This window comes from Bradyrhizobium sp. CSA207 (assembly GCF_029051685.1).
GTDB lineage: Bacteria > Pseudomonadota > Alphaproteobacteria > Rhizobiales > Xanthobacteraceae > Bradyrhizobium.
This window is the reverse complement of sequence record NZ_JAACFT010000011.1, coordinates 153,765-167,396: the sequence shown is the minus strand read 5'-3', so window position 1 is coordinate 167,396 and position 13,632 is coordinate 153,765. Positions and strand designations below refer to the sequence as shown.

The 13,632-nt window shown below is 63.4% G+C and carries 13 protein-coding genes; 11 read left to right on the top strand and 2 right to left on the bottom strand.

Annotated elements, in window-relative coordinates:
• The 9 genes from pqqB (at position 1) to GWG65_RS14710 (ending at position 10,099) form a co-directional block, all read left to right on the top strand.
• On the top strand, positions 1–930 hold the full coding sequence (gene pqqB / locus GWG65_RS14750) for a pyrroloquinoline quinone biosynthesis protein PqqB (RefSeq protein ID WP_275196284.1): 930 nt from the start codon (positions 1–3) through the stop codon (positions 928–930).
• Positions 927–1,706, top strand: a complete 780-nt coding sequence (gene pqqC, locus GWG65_RS14745) for a pyrroloquinoline-quinone synthase PqqC (protein WP_275196283.1) — start codon at positions 927–929, stop codon at positions 1,704–1,706. Before pqqB ends, pqqC begins: the two co-directional genes overlap by 4 nt.
• A 10-nt stretch (positions 1,707–1,716) precedes the next feature.
• Entirely contained in the window at positions 1,717–2,028 is a 312-nt protein-coding gene (gene pqqD / locus GWG65_RS14740) for a pyrroloquinoline quinone biosynthesis peptide chaperone PqqD (protein ID WP_275196282.1), read from the top strand.
• A complete protein-coding gene (pqqE, locus tag GWG65_RS14735) occupies positions 2,025–3,215 on the top strand; it encodes a pyrroloquinoline quinone biosynthesis protein PqqE (protein ID WP_275196281.1) in 1,191 nt (396 codons plus the stop codon). The genes pqqD and pqqE overlap by 4 nt, the downstream gene beginning before the upstream one ends.
• Positions 3,212–4,198 carry a prolyl aminopeptidase gene (gene pip, locus GWG65_RS14730; RefSeq protein ID WP_275196280.1) on the top strand — a complete coding sequence of 329 codons (987 nt, stop codon included), beginning with the start codon at positions 3,212–3,214 and terminating at the stop codon, positions 4,196–4,198. Before pqqE ends, pip begins: the two co-directional genes overlap by 4 nt.
• A 147-nt stretch (positions 4,199–4,345) precedes the next feature.
• Entirely contained in the window at positions 4,346–5,023 is a 678-nt protein-coding gene (locus tag GWG65_RS14725) for a DUF4286 family protein (RefSeq protein ID WP_275196279.1), read from the top strand.
• A 237-nt stretch (positions 5,024–5,260) separates the two neighbouring features.
• Complete coding sequence (locus GWG65_RS14720; RefSeq protein WP_275196278.1) at positions 5,261–7,060, top strand: FAD-dependent oxidoreductase; 1,800 nt, start codon at positions 5,261–5,263, stop codon at positions 7,058–7,060.
• A complete protein-coding gene (locus GWG65_RS14715) occupies positions 7,030–8,877 on the top strand; it encodes a 2-oxoacid:acceptor oxidoreductase subunit alpha (protein WP_275196277.1) in 1,848 nt (615 codons plus the stop codon). Before GWG65_RS14720 ends, GWG65_RS14715 begins: the two co-directional genes overlap by 31 nt.
• A gap of 166 nt (positions 8,878–9,043) precedes the next feature.
• The gene (locus GWG65_RS14710) at positions 9,044–10,099 is read left to right on the top strand and encodes a 2-oxoacid:ferredoxin oxidoreductase subunit beta (RefSeq protein ID WP_275196276.1); all 1,056 of its coding nucleotides are present in this window, start codon (positions 9,044–9,046) and stop codon (positions 10,097–10,099) included.
• Positions 10,100–10,103: 4 nt separating this feature from the next.
• Here the strand turns inward: GWG65_RS14710 and GWG65_RS14705 are convergent, their stop codons facing one another.
• On the bottom strand, positions 10,104–10,547 hold the full coding sequence (locus GWG65_RS14705; RefSeq protein WP_275196275.1) for a DUF4399 domain-containing protein: 444 nt from the start codon (positions 10,545–10,547) through the stop codon (positions 10,104–10,106).
• A gap of 16 nt (positions 10,548–10,563) precedes the next feature.
• Complete coding sequence (locus tag GWG65_RS14700; RefSeq protein WP_275196274.1) at positions 10,564–12,111, bottom strand: SUMF1/EgtB/PvdO family nonheme iron enzyme; 1,548 nt, start codon at positions 12,109–12,111, stop codon at positions 10,564–10,566.
• Positions 12,112–12,449: 338 nt separating this feature from the next.
• Here GWG65_RS14700 and GWG65_RS14695 point away from each other — a divergent pair, with 338 nt between their 5' ends.
• Both GWG65_RS14695 and GWG65_RS14690 read left to right on the top strand, forming a co-directional pair.
• A complete protein-coding gene (locus GWG65_RS14695) occupies positions 12,450–13,070 on the top strand; it encodes a hypothetical protein (RefSeq protein WP_275196273.1) in 621 nt (206 codons plus the stop codon).
• A 40-nt stretch (positions 13,071–13,110) separates the two neighbouring features.
• Positions 13,111–13,560, top strand: coding sequence for a DsrE family protein (locus tag GWG65_RS14690; RefSeq protein WP_275196272.1), 450 nt, complete (start codon positions 13,111–13,113; stop codon positions 13,558–13,560).
• Positions 13,561–13,632: the final 72 nt, after the last annotated feature.

The following is a 13,632-nucleotide window of genomic DNA, read 5'->3' as shown; positions in this document are numbered from 1 at the left end:
ATGCTTCGTGTCGTCGTCCTGGGCGCCGCAGCCGGCGGCGGAGTTCCGCAATGGAATTGCGGATGCGAGGGCTGTCGGGCAGCCCGTGCCAACGGCCATGAGCTCCAGCGGACGCAAGCCTCGGTCGCCTTCAGCGGCGACGGCGAGCACTGGTTTTTGATCAACGCCTCGCCCGATCTGCGCCAGCAATTGAATGCTGCGCCACAGCTGCATCCCAAAGCGGGCGTGCTGCGCCACACGCCGATTGCCGGCGTGATCCTGACCAATGGCGAGGTCGATGCGGTGGCGGGCCTGCTCTCGATGCGCGAGAGTTCGCCGTTCGCGATCTACGCGCATCCCAAGGTCCTTGCGATCCTGAAGTCCAACAACATCTTCGACGTGTTGAACGAAAAATATGTGCGACGCTGTCCGATCGCGCTCGACGTCGCCTTTGAGCCTGTGTTGTCGGACGGCTCGCCATCCGGATTGGAGGTGCTGCCGTTCATCGTACCCGGCAAGGGCGCGTGGTATCTGGAAGGAAAGGCTCATCCAGGTGGAAGCGACGGCGCGGGCGATACCGTGGGCTTGCGGATCACCGACAAGGCTACCGAAAAATATTTCTACTTCCTCGCAGCCTGTGCCGAAGTCACCGACGCGCTCAAGGCCATGATTACGGGCGCACCGCTGGTCTTCTTCGACGGTACGGTGTGGCAGGACGACGAGATGATCAGAGCCGGTCTCGGGCAAAAGACCGGCAAGAGCATGGGACACATCTCGATGTCCGGCGATCACGGCGCAATCGCTTCACTCTCCAACCTTGCTATCGACAGGAAGATATTTCTGCATATCAATAACTCGAACCCTGCGCTGTTGCCTGCTTCACCCGAGCGCAAGGCCGCGGAACGTGCGGGCTGGCAGATACCTTCCGACGGAACGGAGATCGTACTGTGAATGCGATAACACTGACAGGAATGACCGCGCTCTCGGTCGGCAAGGACACCAGGCTCAACTCGGCCGAGGAGCTCGAAGCAGCGCTGCGCCATATCGGCGCGACGCGCTATCACAGCTTGCATCCGTTCCATAAGCTGCTGCACGGCGGCAAGCTGAACAAGGGCCAGGTGCAGGCCTGGGCGCTCAACCGCTACTATTACCAGAGCACGATCCCGATCAAGGACGCGGTGGTGATCTCGCGGTTTCGCGACCGCGCCACGCGCGTGGAATGGCGCCACCGCATCGAGGACCATGACGGCGACGTCGGCAGCGAGGGCGGTATCGAGCGCTGGCTCAAGCTGACCGACGGCCTCGGGCTCGATACGGCCTATGTGGAATCGACCGAAGGCATTTTGCCCGCGACGCGCTTTGCGGTTGAGGCCTATGTGCACTACTGCCGGGAAAAGAGCCCGCTGGAGGCGATCGCGTCCTCACTCACTGAACTGTTCGCGCCCAGCATCCATGAAGAGCGCATCAGCGGAATGCTACAACACTACGATTTCGTCAATCCGGACACCATGAGCTACTTCAAGCGCCGCCTGACACAGGCACCGCGCGATGCCAATTTCGCGCTCGACTATGTCAGGAAGCACGCGACGACACCGGAACAGCGCGCCGCCGTCTGCAACGCGCTGATCTTCAAGACCAACGTGCTGTGGGTACAGCTCGATGCGCTCTACCACGCCTATGTCGAGGGGCACATTCCGCCGGGCGCGTTCGTGCCCAAAGCGAGCTGAGGAGCAATCGATGGCCGGGCCGCGTCACATCAGCGTCAGCGAGCCGAGCCGGCCGGTGCTGCCGCGGCATGCCAAGCTCAGATATGACGAGACGCGGCAGGTCTGGGTGATCCTGGCGCCGGAGCGGGTGCTGGCGCCGGACGAGATCGCGGTCGAGGTCTTGCAGCTCTGCGACGGCGAGCGCAGCGTCGGCGACATCTCCGACCAGCTGGCGGCGAAATACGCCGCGCCGCGCGAGGCGATCCTGACCGACGTGATCGCCATGCTCCAGGATCTCGCCGACAAGGGCTTTCTCACCGAAGCCCGGGAGAAGACGCCATGAGCGATTTGCTCGGCAATCCGACGATCCCGCCCGATGCCAGCGACAGCCTCGCGGTGCTGGAGAAGCAGCGCTCGACGGCGGAGACCTTCGGCATTCCACTCGCCGTGCTGCTCGAGATCACCCATCGCTGCCCGCTGCAATGCCCCTATTGCTCCAATCCGGTCGAGCTCGACCGCGCCGGCAAAGAGCTGACGACCGAGGAATGGAAGAAGGTGCTGAGCGAGCTTGCCGAGATCGGCGTGCTCCAGGTGCATTTCTCCGGCGGCGAGCCGACCGCACGCAAGGACCTCGTCGAGCTGGTCAAGCATGCCAGCGACGCCGGTCTTTACACCAATCTGATCACCTCGGCCGTGCTGCTGACGCGCGAGAAACTGAGCGATCTTGCCGATGCCGGGCTCTGCCATGTGCAGATCAGTTTTCAGGGCACCGAACAAGGTCTGTCCGATCGCGTGGCCGGCTACAAGGGTGCGCATGGCAAGAAGCTCGAGGTCGCGAAATGGACGCGCGAGCTCGATCTGCCGCTGACCGTGAACGCGGTGATGCATCGCCAGAACCTGCACCAGCTCCCCGACATCATCCAGATGGCGGTCGATCTCGATGCCGACCGGCTTGAGGTCGCCAACGTGCAGTATTACGGCTGGGCGCTGAAGAACCGCGCCGCGCTGATGCCGACGGTGGCGCAACTCGACGAGTGCACCCGTATCGTCGAGGAGGCGCGCGAGCGGCTCAAGGGTACACTCGCGATCGATTACGTCGTGCCGGATTATTACGCGCTGCGGCCGAAGAAGTGCATGGGCGGCTGGGGCCGGCAGTTCTTCAACATCTCGCCGGCCGGCAAAGTGCTGCCGTGCCACGCCGCCGAGAGCATCACCGGCCTCGAGTTTGAATCGGTGCGCTCCAACCATTCGATCGCCTGGATCTGGCAGAACTCGGACGCCTTCAACCGCTATCGCGGCACCGGCTGGATGAAGGAGCCTTGCAAATCTTGCGAATTCCGTGAGATCGATTTCGGCGGCTGCCGCTGCCAGGCCTTTGCGCTGACTGGCGATGCCGCCAACACCGATCCGGCCTGCGCGCTGTCGCCGCTGCACGAGACCATCTTCAAGCAGGCCGAGCGCGAGGCCGAGGGCGAGACCAGCCGTTTCCTCTACCGCAACTTCGCCGGCGGCACTCTGGAATCCGAATGATGCCTGATGCCGACGCGGCCGCAGCGGCCAAACGCGCCGATCCCTTTGCGCCGCTGGCCTCCGAGATGCTCGACGTCGGCGACGGCCACGAGCTCTACGTCGAAAGCGTCGGCCGCGCCGACGGCATTCCGGCCGTTTATCTGCATGGCGGTCCCGGCAGCGGCTGCCAGCCCGACCATCGCCGGCTGTTCGATCCTGACCGTTTCCATGCGGTGCTGTTCGACCAGCGCGGCTGCGGCCGCAGCCGGCCCAAGGGATCGCGCGCGCACAACACGACGCAGCATCTGATCGCGGACATGGAGAAGATCCGCGACAAATTCGGTTTTGCACGCTGGATGGTGGTCGGCGGCTCCTGGGGCGCGACCTTGGCGCTGGCTTATGCAGAGGCCCATCCCGAACGCGTCTCCGGCATTGCGCTGCGCGCGACCTTCCTGGGCACACAGGCCGAGGTCGAAACGGCTTTCGCCTCGCGCCTGGCGCAGTTCTATCCCGCGCTTCACGACGATTTTCTGAGCGTGTTGCCACCCGAAGAACGCAAGCAACCGGTGCAAGCCTATTGGCGTCGCATTCTCGATTCCGATCCGGCCGTGCACGGACCGGCGGCGCGGGCGTGGCACGATACCGAGCGCGCGCTTTCCGAACACAAGCCGGCGCGGACGCGGCTGGACCTGGCCTCGCTCAACGTATGGCGGACGTTGCCCGCAACGCCGTTCATGGAGGCGCACTATTTCGTCAACGACAGCTTCATGAGCGAAGGTCAGCTGCTGCGAAATGCGGGCCGGCTCGCCAGCATTCCCGGCATCATCATCCAGGGTCGCTATGACCTGCTGTGCCCGCCTGAGACATCGCAGGCGCTCGCGCAGGTTTGGCCCGATTCCGAAATTCGCATCGTGGAAGAAGCCGGACATTCGCTCTATGATGCCGGCGTGCGGGACGCGGTCATGAAGTCGATCGCGGACCTTGCGTCGAAGACCGCGCGGTAGAGATCTGTCCCCTCATCCTGAGGAGCGCGCCCTTCGCGCGCGTCTCGAGGGATGAAGGCCGAGATGTTGTAGTGGGGCCTTCATGGTTCGAGACGCGCGAAGACGCGCTCCTCACCATGAGGGTCTGCAAGGAAGGACAAGAAAAAAATGCCACTCGCCGGGAAAGGCATGCTGTTGACGTCGATGAATATCGACGCAGCCGATGAAGCCGATTTCAACCGCTGGTACGACCGCGAACATCTGGAAGAGCGCGTCGCGATCGAGGGTTTTCTGGAGGCGCGGCGCTATGTCGCGCACGCGGCCAATCCCAAATATCTCAGCCTGTATTCGACCGCGAAGCTCGACGTGCTCGACAGTCCGGCCTACCGCGCGCGGCTCGCCAGCCCGACCGACTGGTCGCGGCAGACCATGGCGCGTTTCAGGGACATGCTCCGCGTGGTCGCACGCATCACGATCAGCAATGGCACCGGCCGCGGCGCGGCGCTCGGCCTGGTCCGGCTGCGGCCCGCGCCCGACAATGCCGGTTCGTGGCGTGATGCACTGCAAGAAAAGCTGATGCCGGAGAAGCTCGACGATATCATCTCCATGCATCTTCTCGAAAGCGAGCCGGAGCTGTCTGGCGCGACGGCGGGGATTCCGGCGGCGCGAAACGAAGGTGCGCGCGACTGGTTCGTGCTGATCGACGGCACGCATGTCGGCGCGGTCTCGGCTGTCATCGCCCAGCGCTTCACCGGCCCCGCCGCGGCGCCCTTACAGCTTCCGGTCTCGGTCGGCACCTACAGCCTGATGTGGGATCTTGCGAAGAGCGACATCGCGTGCAGCTGAAGCAATCAGCGCGTTGCAATATATTGCACCGCCGCATGCTGGCGCACGGCCGCTAATGCTGTATGCGCGCAGCTCCCATGAAAGCCGGTGATCCCCCAAATTTGCCGTTGTACTTCGGAGCGGTTCTAATAAGCTAACCCAATGATGCCATTCAGAAACCAGATCGACGCGCGTTAGGCGTTCGCCAAGCTCAAGAAAAGGCCGCCGGGTCCTTGAGCCTGTGCGGACAGGGTAGGAATGAAACCGACCGATATCGCGGCCCCCGACTATTTTCACAAAGTGGTCGATTGCCAATGGGCCTGTCCTGCACACACCCCGGTTCCCGAATATATCCGACTGATCGCCCAAGGCCGCTACAGCGACGCCTACATGATCAATTGGAAATCGAACGTGTTTCCCGGAATTCTGGGACGCACCTGCGATCGTCCATGCGAGCCGGCGTGCCGGCGCGGACGCGTCGAGGAAACGCCGGTCGCGATCTGCCGCCTCAAGCGCGTCGCCGCCGACTTCAAGGACGACATCAGGCAGCGCCTGCCGAAGCCCTCGCCCAAGAACGGCAAGCGCGTTGCGCTGGTCGGTGGCGGCCCTGCTTCGCTGACGGTGGCGCGCGATCTCGCGCCGCTCGGCTATCACTGCACCGTGTTCGACGCCGATCCGGAAGCCGGCGGCATGATGCGCTCGCAGATCCCGAAATTCCGCCTGCCCAACTCCGTGATCGACGAGGAAACAGGTTACATCCTGGGCCTTGGCGTCGAGTTCAAGGGCGGTCATCGCATCGAGAGCATGAAGGCGCTGCTCGCGGAGAAGTACGACGCGATCTTCGTCGGCTCGGGCGCACCGCGCGGCCGCGAGCTCGACATTCCCGGCCGCAAAGAGGCCGCCGCCAACATCCATATCGGCATCGACTGGCTGTCCTCGGTGTCGTTCGGCCACACAGACAAGATCGGCAAACGCGTCATCGTGCTCGGCGGCGGCAACACCGCGATGGATTGCTGCCGCACGGCGCGCCGACTCGGCGGCGAAGACGTCAAGGTGATCGTGCGCTCCGGCTTCGAAGAGATGAAGGCTTCGCCCTGGGAGAAGGAGGACGCGATCCACGAGGACATCCCGATCCTGAACTTCCTCGTCCCCGTCGCCTTCATCCATGACAATGGCAAGCTCACCGGCATCACCTTCCAGAAGGTGAAAGCCGAATACGACGCCAGGGGCCGCCGCAACCTGGTGCCCTCGGGCGAGCCCGACCAGACCTTCGCATGCGACGACGTGCTGGTCGCGGTCGGCCAGGAAAACGCCTTTCCCTGGATCGAGCGCGACTGCGGCATCGAGTTTGACAAGTGGAATATGCCGAAGGTCGATCCCAAGACGTTCGTCTCGACCAACCCAAAGGTGTTCTTCGGCGGCGACGCCGCGTTCGGGCCGAAGAACATCATCTGGGCGGTGGCGCAGGGCCACGACGCCGCGCTGTCGATCCACCGACTGCTCTCGGGCGAGGACGTCAACGAACGGCCGCTGCCGGAGGTGCACATCTCGTCGCAGAAGATGGGCATCCACGAATGGAGCTATGACAACGACATCTCCATCGACAAGCGCTACAAGGTGCCGCATCGCGACAAGGTCGTCGCGCTGAAGGACATCCGCACCGAGGTCGAGCTCGGCTACGACGTCAAGCTCGCGCTCGGCGAAGCGCATCGCTGCCTGAACTGCGACGTGCAGACCGTATTCTCGACTTCGCTCTGCATCGAATGCGACGCATGCGTCGACATCTGCCCGATGGATTGCATCACCTTCACAGAGAATGGCGAGGAGGCCGATCTGCGTCAGCGCCTGAAGGCGCCCTCGCCGCGTCCGGATCAGGACCTCTACGTCTCCAGCGATCTCAAGACCGGCCGCGTGATGGTGAAGGACGAGGACGTCTGCCTGCATTGCGGGCTGTGCGCCGAGCGATGCCCCACCGGCGCCTGGGACATGCAGAAGTATTTCATCGAAATGACGTACGCAGGATCATCATGTCCGACAAAAAGCCGATCAGCAGCGTAAACGACTTCGTCGTCCGCTTCGCCAACGTCAACGGATCGGGTTCGGCCAGCGCCAACGAAATGTTCGCGCGCGCGATCCTGCGTCACGGCGTGCCGGTGAGTCCACGCAACATCTTCCCCTCCAACATCCAGGGCCTGCCGACCTGGTACGAGGTGCGGGTGACGGAAGGCGGCCATCTCGGCGCCCGCGGCGGCGTCGACATGATGGTGGCGATGAATCCGCAAACCTGGGACAAGGACATCGCCGGCATCGAGCCCGGCGGCTATCTGTTCTACGATTCGACCAAGCCGATGCCGTCGACCAAATTCCGTGGCGACATCACCGTGATCGGTGTGCCCTTAACCGCGATCACCAACTCGACCTACACCGATCCGCGCCAGCGTCAGCTGTTCAAGAACATCATCTATCTAGGCAGCCTCTCGGCGCTGCTCGACATGGATCCAAAGCTGATCGAGCAGCTGATCGGCGAGCAGTACAAGGGCAAGGAGAAGCTGCTCTCCTCCAACGTTCACGCGTTGCATCTCGGCCGCGACTGGGCGCTGCAAAACCTGAAATGCCCGATCGGCTTGCGCGTCAAGAAGTCCGACAAGGTCGGCGACCGCATCTTCATCGAGGGCAATAGCGCTGCCGCACTCGGCGCCGTCTATGGCGGTGCTACCGTGTGCGCCTGGTATCCGATCACGCCGTCCTCCTCGGTGGCGGAGGCCTTCACCAGCCACTGCAAGAAGTACCGGCACGACCCTGTGACCGGCAAGGCGAAATACGCCATCGTGCAGGGCGAGGACGAGCTTGCTTCGATCGGTATCGTGATCGGCGCCTCCTGGAACGGCGCCCGCGCCTTCACCGCGACGTCGGGCCCCGGCATCTCCCTGATGACCGAGTTCATCGGGCTGTCATATTTCGCCGAGATTCCGGCTGTGATCATGAACATCCAGCGCGCTGGGCCCTCGACGGGCATGCCGACCCGCACCCAGCAATGCGACATCATCGCCTGCGCCTATGCCTCGCATGGCGACACCAAGCATGTGCTGCTCTTCCCCGAGGATCCGGCGGAAGCCTTCGAGTTCGCGGCAGCCGCCTTCGACCTCGCCGATCGGCTTCAGACCACGATCTTCCTGATGCTCGACCTTGATATCGGCATGAACCACCGTCTCTGCCGTCCGCTGAAGTGGGACGACGCAAAACAGTACGACCGCGGCAAGGTGATGACAGCGGAGATGCTGGAGGAGGGCCGCGACTTCGGACGCTATCTCGACGTCGACGGCGACGGCATCCCCTACCGCACCTATCCCGGCACGCATCCGACCAAAGGCTCCTACTTCACCCGCGGCACATCGCGCGATCGCTACGCACGTTACTCCGAGGAGGGCTCGGTCTATGCCGACAACATGCAGCGCCTCATGCGCAAGTTCGAGACCGCGCAGGATCTGGTGCCGCGGCCGCTGCAGGCCAATGCGGAACGGCCGACCAAATATGGCGTGATCTATTTCGGCTCGACCTCGCCGGCAATGGACGAGGCGATCGGGCTACTCGAGGCGCGCGGGCATCAGCTCGACCGCCTGCGCATCCGCGCCTTCCCGTTCCACTCGAGCGTCGCCAGCTTCCTCGCCGAGCACGATTTCGTCTATGTGGTCGAGCAGAACCGCGACAGTCAGCTCCGCCAGCTCATCGTCAACGAGAACGGCATCGACCCGGTGCGGCTGGTGCCGATCGTGCATTACGACGGCTCGCCGATCACCGCCCGTTTCATCGCAAAAGCCATTGGCGACCATCAGGATCACCTCAAGGTGACCCCGCTCCGCAAGGCCGTGTCATGATGTTTGCTTCGCTCTCTCAGTCGCCATGCCCGGGCATAGCCGTCCGAAGGACGGCGTCGCTTCCGCTCGCCTATGCCCGGGCATCCACGCCTTTCTCCCTTGCCCTCAAGACGTGGATGGCCGGGACAAGCTCGGCCATGACGGGCTTGGAAACGCAGGTGCTCGCATGACCTACATTGCAAAGCCGAAATTCCATCACCCGGGGCTGAAGAAGAATGAGCTCGGCTACACCCATCGCGACTACGAGGGCAAGATCTCGACGCTGTGCGCCGGCTGCGGCCACGATTCGATCACGGCCTCGATCATCGAGGCCTGCTATGAGCTGTCGATCGAGCCGCACCGGGTGGCGAAAATTTCCGGCATCGGCTGCTCGTCGAAGACGCCGGACTATTTCCTCGGCAATTCGCACGGCTTCAACTCCGTGCACGGCCGCATGCCGTCGGTGCTGACCGGCGCCAACCTCGCCAACCGCGACCTGATCTATCTCGGCGTCTCCGGCGACGGTGATTCCGCCTCGATCGGCTTCGGCCAGTTCGCGCATTCGATCCGGCGCGGCGTCAACATGACCTACATCGTCGAGAACAACGGCGTCTACGGCCTGACCAAGGGGCAATTCTCGGCGACCGCCGACCGCGGCTCGAAGTCCAAGAAGGGCGTCACCAACACCGATAACGCCATCGACCTCGTCGCGATTGCGCTGCAGCTGGGTGCGACCTTCGTCGCGCGCAGCTTCTCCGGCGACAAGAGCCAACTCGTACCGCTGATCGCGGCCGCAATCGGCCACAAGGGCGCGTCCTTCATCGACGTCATCAGCCCCTGCATCGCTTTCAACAACCATGCCGGTTCGACCAAGAGTTTCGACTATGTCCGCGAGCACAATGACGCAGTGAACCGGCTCGACGTGCTGGTGGGCCGCGATCCGATCGCGGTCGATTACGCGCCGGGCACGGTGCAGATGGTCGACCAGCATGACGGCAGCAGAATCGCGCTGCGCAAGATCGATGCGGACTACGATCCGCACGACCGGCTCGGCGCCATGACCTTTCTGCAGAAGCACGCCGCCAAGGGCCAGATCGTCACCGGCCTGCTCTATGTCGATCCCGACGCGGAAGATTTGCACGAGCATCTCAACACGGTCGAGGTCCCGCTCAACACGCTGGAGGCGGACACGCTTTGCCCGGGCTCGACGGCGCTGGACAAGTTCAACGCCAGCTTGCGGTGATCAGTTACCGCGCTGACGTGGACGGCCTGACCCGAACGCTGATCTTGCTCGAGACCACGGGCGGTTCGAACGGATAGTGCTTCGCATCGCCCAGCACCAGCTGGAGCGTGTGCGTCCCCGGCGCAAGCTCGAGAAGAGTTTCGGTCTGCCCTGCGCCGAAATGCAGATGCGACTTGTCCTGCGGGATCGGCTCCTTCGGGTCGATGGGGTCGTTGACGTCGACCAGCAAATGATGGTGACCGGCGTTCTGGTAGTCGTCGCCGGCATGCGTCACGCCCATGTTGTGCAAGCCGAACCGAACGAGGAACGCGCCGCGGACCTTCTGCCCGTCACGCGGGGTGATAAAATACAGCTTGGCGTCCTTGGGGGCGGTCTTGCCTTGCGAGTGCGCGGCGGCCGGGAGCAATGCGAGCGCCGCCGATAGCGCAACGCAACGAAGGAGCTGCATCAGATCTACTCCAGCATTAAGGACCGAGCGCGACGCGGAATCCATGCGTCGGATAACGAACGTTGGTGTCGTAGCCATCGCGGTTGGACGGCCGCACGTACCTCGCATCGTTCTTCCAGGATCCCGAGCGCAGCACATGCGAGCTGCAATCGGCACCGGCCCATGCCGAGCCGTCGCTGGGCGCACCCTGATAGGTCCTGTGCCAGCAATCGGCGACCCACTGATCGACGCCGCCACCCATATCGTAGAGCCCGAATGGATTGGGCTTGAAGCTGCCGACTTTCGCCGGCTGCTCGGCCGCGACGTCACCGCAATCCTTGCACCCGGCCATGCCCGGCTGGAGCTTGTCGCCCCACCAATATTTGGTCTGCGTTCCCCCACGCGCCGCATATTCCCATTCCGCTTCACTGGGAAGGCGGTAGGGCTTCTTCGTCGCCTGCGCGAGCCAGCCCGCATATTGCTGGGCGTCTGCCCAGCTCACGTTCGTGACGGGGGCATCTTCCTTCCCGATCGCTGTAAAGCTGCACGCCTTCGCTGCCGCACATTCATTCCATTCACGAACGGTCACAGGATATTTTCCGATCGCGAACGGCTTGATCGCGACCTGGTGGACGGGTCTTTCCGTCGGGTCATCGTTGCTGCCCATCGCGAAACTGCCGCCGCGGATCGCAACCATATCCGGCTCCTGGACCGCCACCGTGGATTGCGACGGGGCCGGCGAAGGCGCGCTTGCAGGCGCCGCGGCCGTCGAGGGAGAAGCCGCCGGTGCTGTCTGCGGCGCCTGCGTCGACGAACCGGGTTCGGCTTGCACGGATTGCGACGTTGAGGATGCGGCCGGAGCCGGCGTCGGAGGAGCCGCAGCCTGTTCGCCGAGGCGCGGCTGCACGAGCAGATACCAAAGGACGCCGCTCGCAATAACGAGCAGTGTCAGGGCCAGAAGGAATAGCAACGTATTCTCGCGCCGGCCGCGCGTCCTGCCCACGGCATCCGCGTCCGGCAGCACGCGATAGATGCGCACGGGATCGGTGATGTTCTTCACCTTGCGGTCGCCAAGCGACTCGTAGCCGCACACCACCTTGTGCTTGATCTGCTCGTAGATCGCACCTGAGATGTAGACCTGGCCGGGCTCGGCAATACCCTCGATACGCGTGGCGATGTTGACGCCATCACCATAGACGTCGTCCGGCTCTACGATGACATCACCAAGATTGACTCCGATCCGGTATTCGATCCGGGACTCCTTCGGAAGCGAGGCGTTGCGGCCAATGAGATTTTGCTGGATGACGATGCTGCAGCGAACCGCCTCAACTGGACTGTCGAAAACAGCGATGAAGCCGTCGCCCGTCGTCTTCACCAGGCTTCCATGGTGCTCGACGATACTGGGCTCGATGAGATCCCGCTCGATCCGCTTGACGCGAACATGCGTGCCTTCCTCGTCGGCCTGCATCAAGCGGCTGTAGGAAGCAATGTCACCGACAATGATCGCGGCAAGACGACGAGGCATCCTGCCGCTTGACGGCGGCTCATCGTGGCTTCCGGATTTGAAGTTGCGAATTTCGCCCATTGCGGGGCACTCCACAAACTTGCCAAGAGGCGGCCCCAGCCTACGACTTCGAGAAGCAATCGTCTGTGAAGGCTATCACATTGACGAACCCGGACAACGTCGAAGAGATCGCCGATATCGAGTTCCAAAGTCTGACGGCTCCACGTCGATTGAACCTTCCTGGCCCGACCCGCGACTAACGCGCCGCACGGCGTCATCTATATAATCCCTGTGCCGCGGCGATGACATCGCGGACTTGCGAGCGTGAACGCGCCGCGTTGGGCGCGCGACTAACGGCAAACCGGTCCGCGCCGCCCATCGCGGTCGGGCCAATTGCTGCTCCCGCATTCGGTGCGATCATGAAGCTCGTTCTTTTCGTCGCGGTCATCTTTGCCGCACTCAGCGGTGCCGGGCATGCCGCGGAGGCCGACGACATTCGCGAGGCCAGCAAGGCCGAAGCCGAAACCTTCAACGCGCGGATGTACGCAGGGCTGCCCAGCGACAAGGCCTATGCCTGCTTCGTCCGCCGCTACGATGCCGAGCATCTGGCGCGGCATCCGAAGCAGAAGGTCGCGTCAATGAAGCTGCTGGTCTCGGCGGAATACGACAAGGAAGACAAGCAGCTGCACAGCTCCTTTCGGCTCGGCTTCAGATACCGCCACCGCTCCGGCGATTTCGATTCCAGCGGTTCGTGCGGTCACGTGGTGTTCGCGAAGGACGGCAACGACGTTCGCCTCGGCTGCGGCGTCGACTGCGAGGGCGGCGGCATCGGGGTGGCGCTGTCAAAGGACAACAAGTCCGCGATCATTCGGCTCGAGCAGGTACGGGTCTGGCAGAACAACAAGCCAGATGACGACGCCGAGCGATCGCTGGTGGCCGGCGTCGACGACAAGATTTTCCGCCTCGACCGCACCGACAACAGCGAGTGCGCTTCGCTCGTGACCGATCGCAAGGAACTCGCTGAACTGCGCCACAAGTGATGTGCGTGCGGCAAAGTCAGGCCAGTCGAGGGAGATCGCCATGAACCGCCGGAACATCCTTTGGAGCGCAGTCTCGGCCTTGGGCGCGGCGTTTGCGACATCCCGCGCCGAGGCCGCGACCGAAACCGGTGCGGCCAACAAGCTCAAGGTCGTCTACCATCTCAGCGACGCCGAGAAGGTCAATTTCGTGCTCGGCAACATCCAGAACCACATCGACGGCGTCGGCGGCCCCGAGCACGTGACGATCGCGTTGGTGATCCACGGTCCGGCGCTGAAGGCGTTTCACTCCGCGCAGGCCAACCCTGATGTCAGCAAGCGTGTCGGCGATTTCTCCAGGGACGGCGTCGAGCTCGCCGCCTGCGGCAACACGATGAAGGCGCAGAACGTCACGCTGACGGATCTGCTGCCGGGCTTCGTCAGCGCGGAGAAGGGCGGCGTGGTCCGCCTGGCCGAGCTGCAGTCGCAGGGCTATCTCTATCTGCGGCCCTGAGGGCCACTAACGCTTCCGCGAATTCGGTGCGCTCCCTCCCCCGCTTGCGGGCAGGGCAATCGCATATGGCAC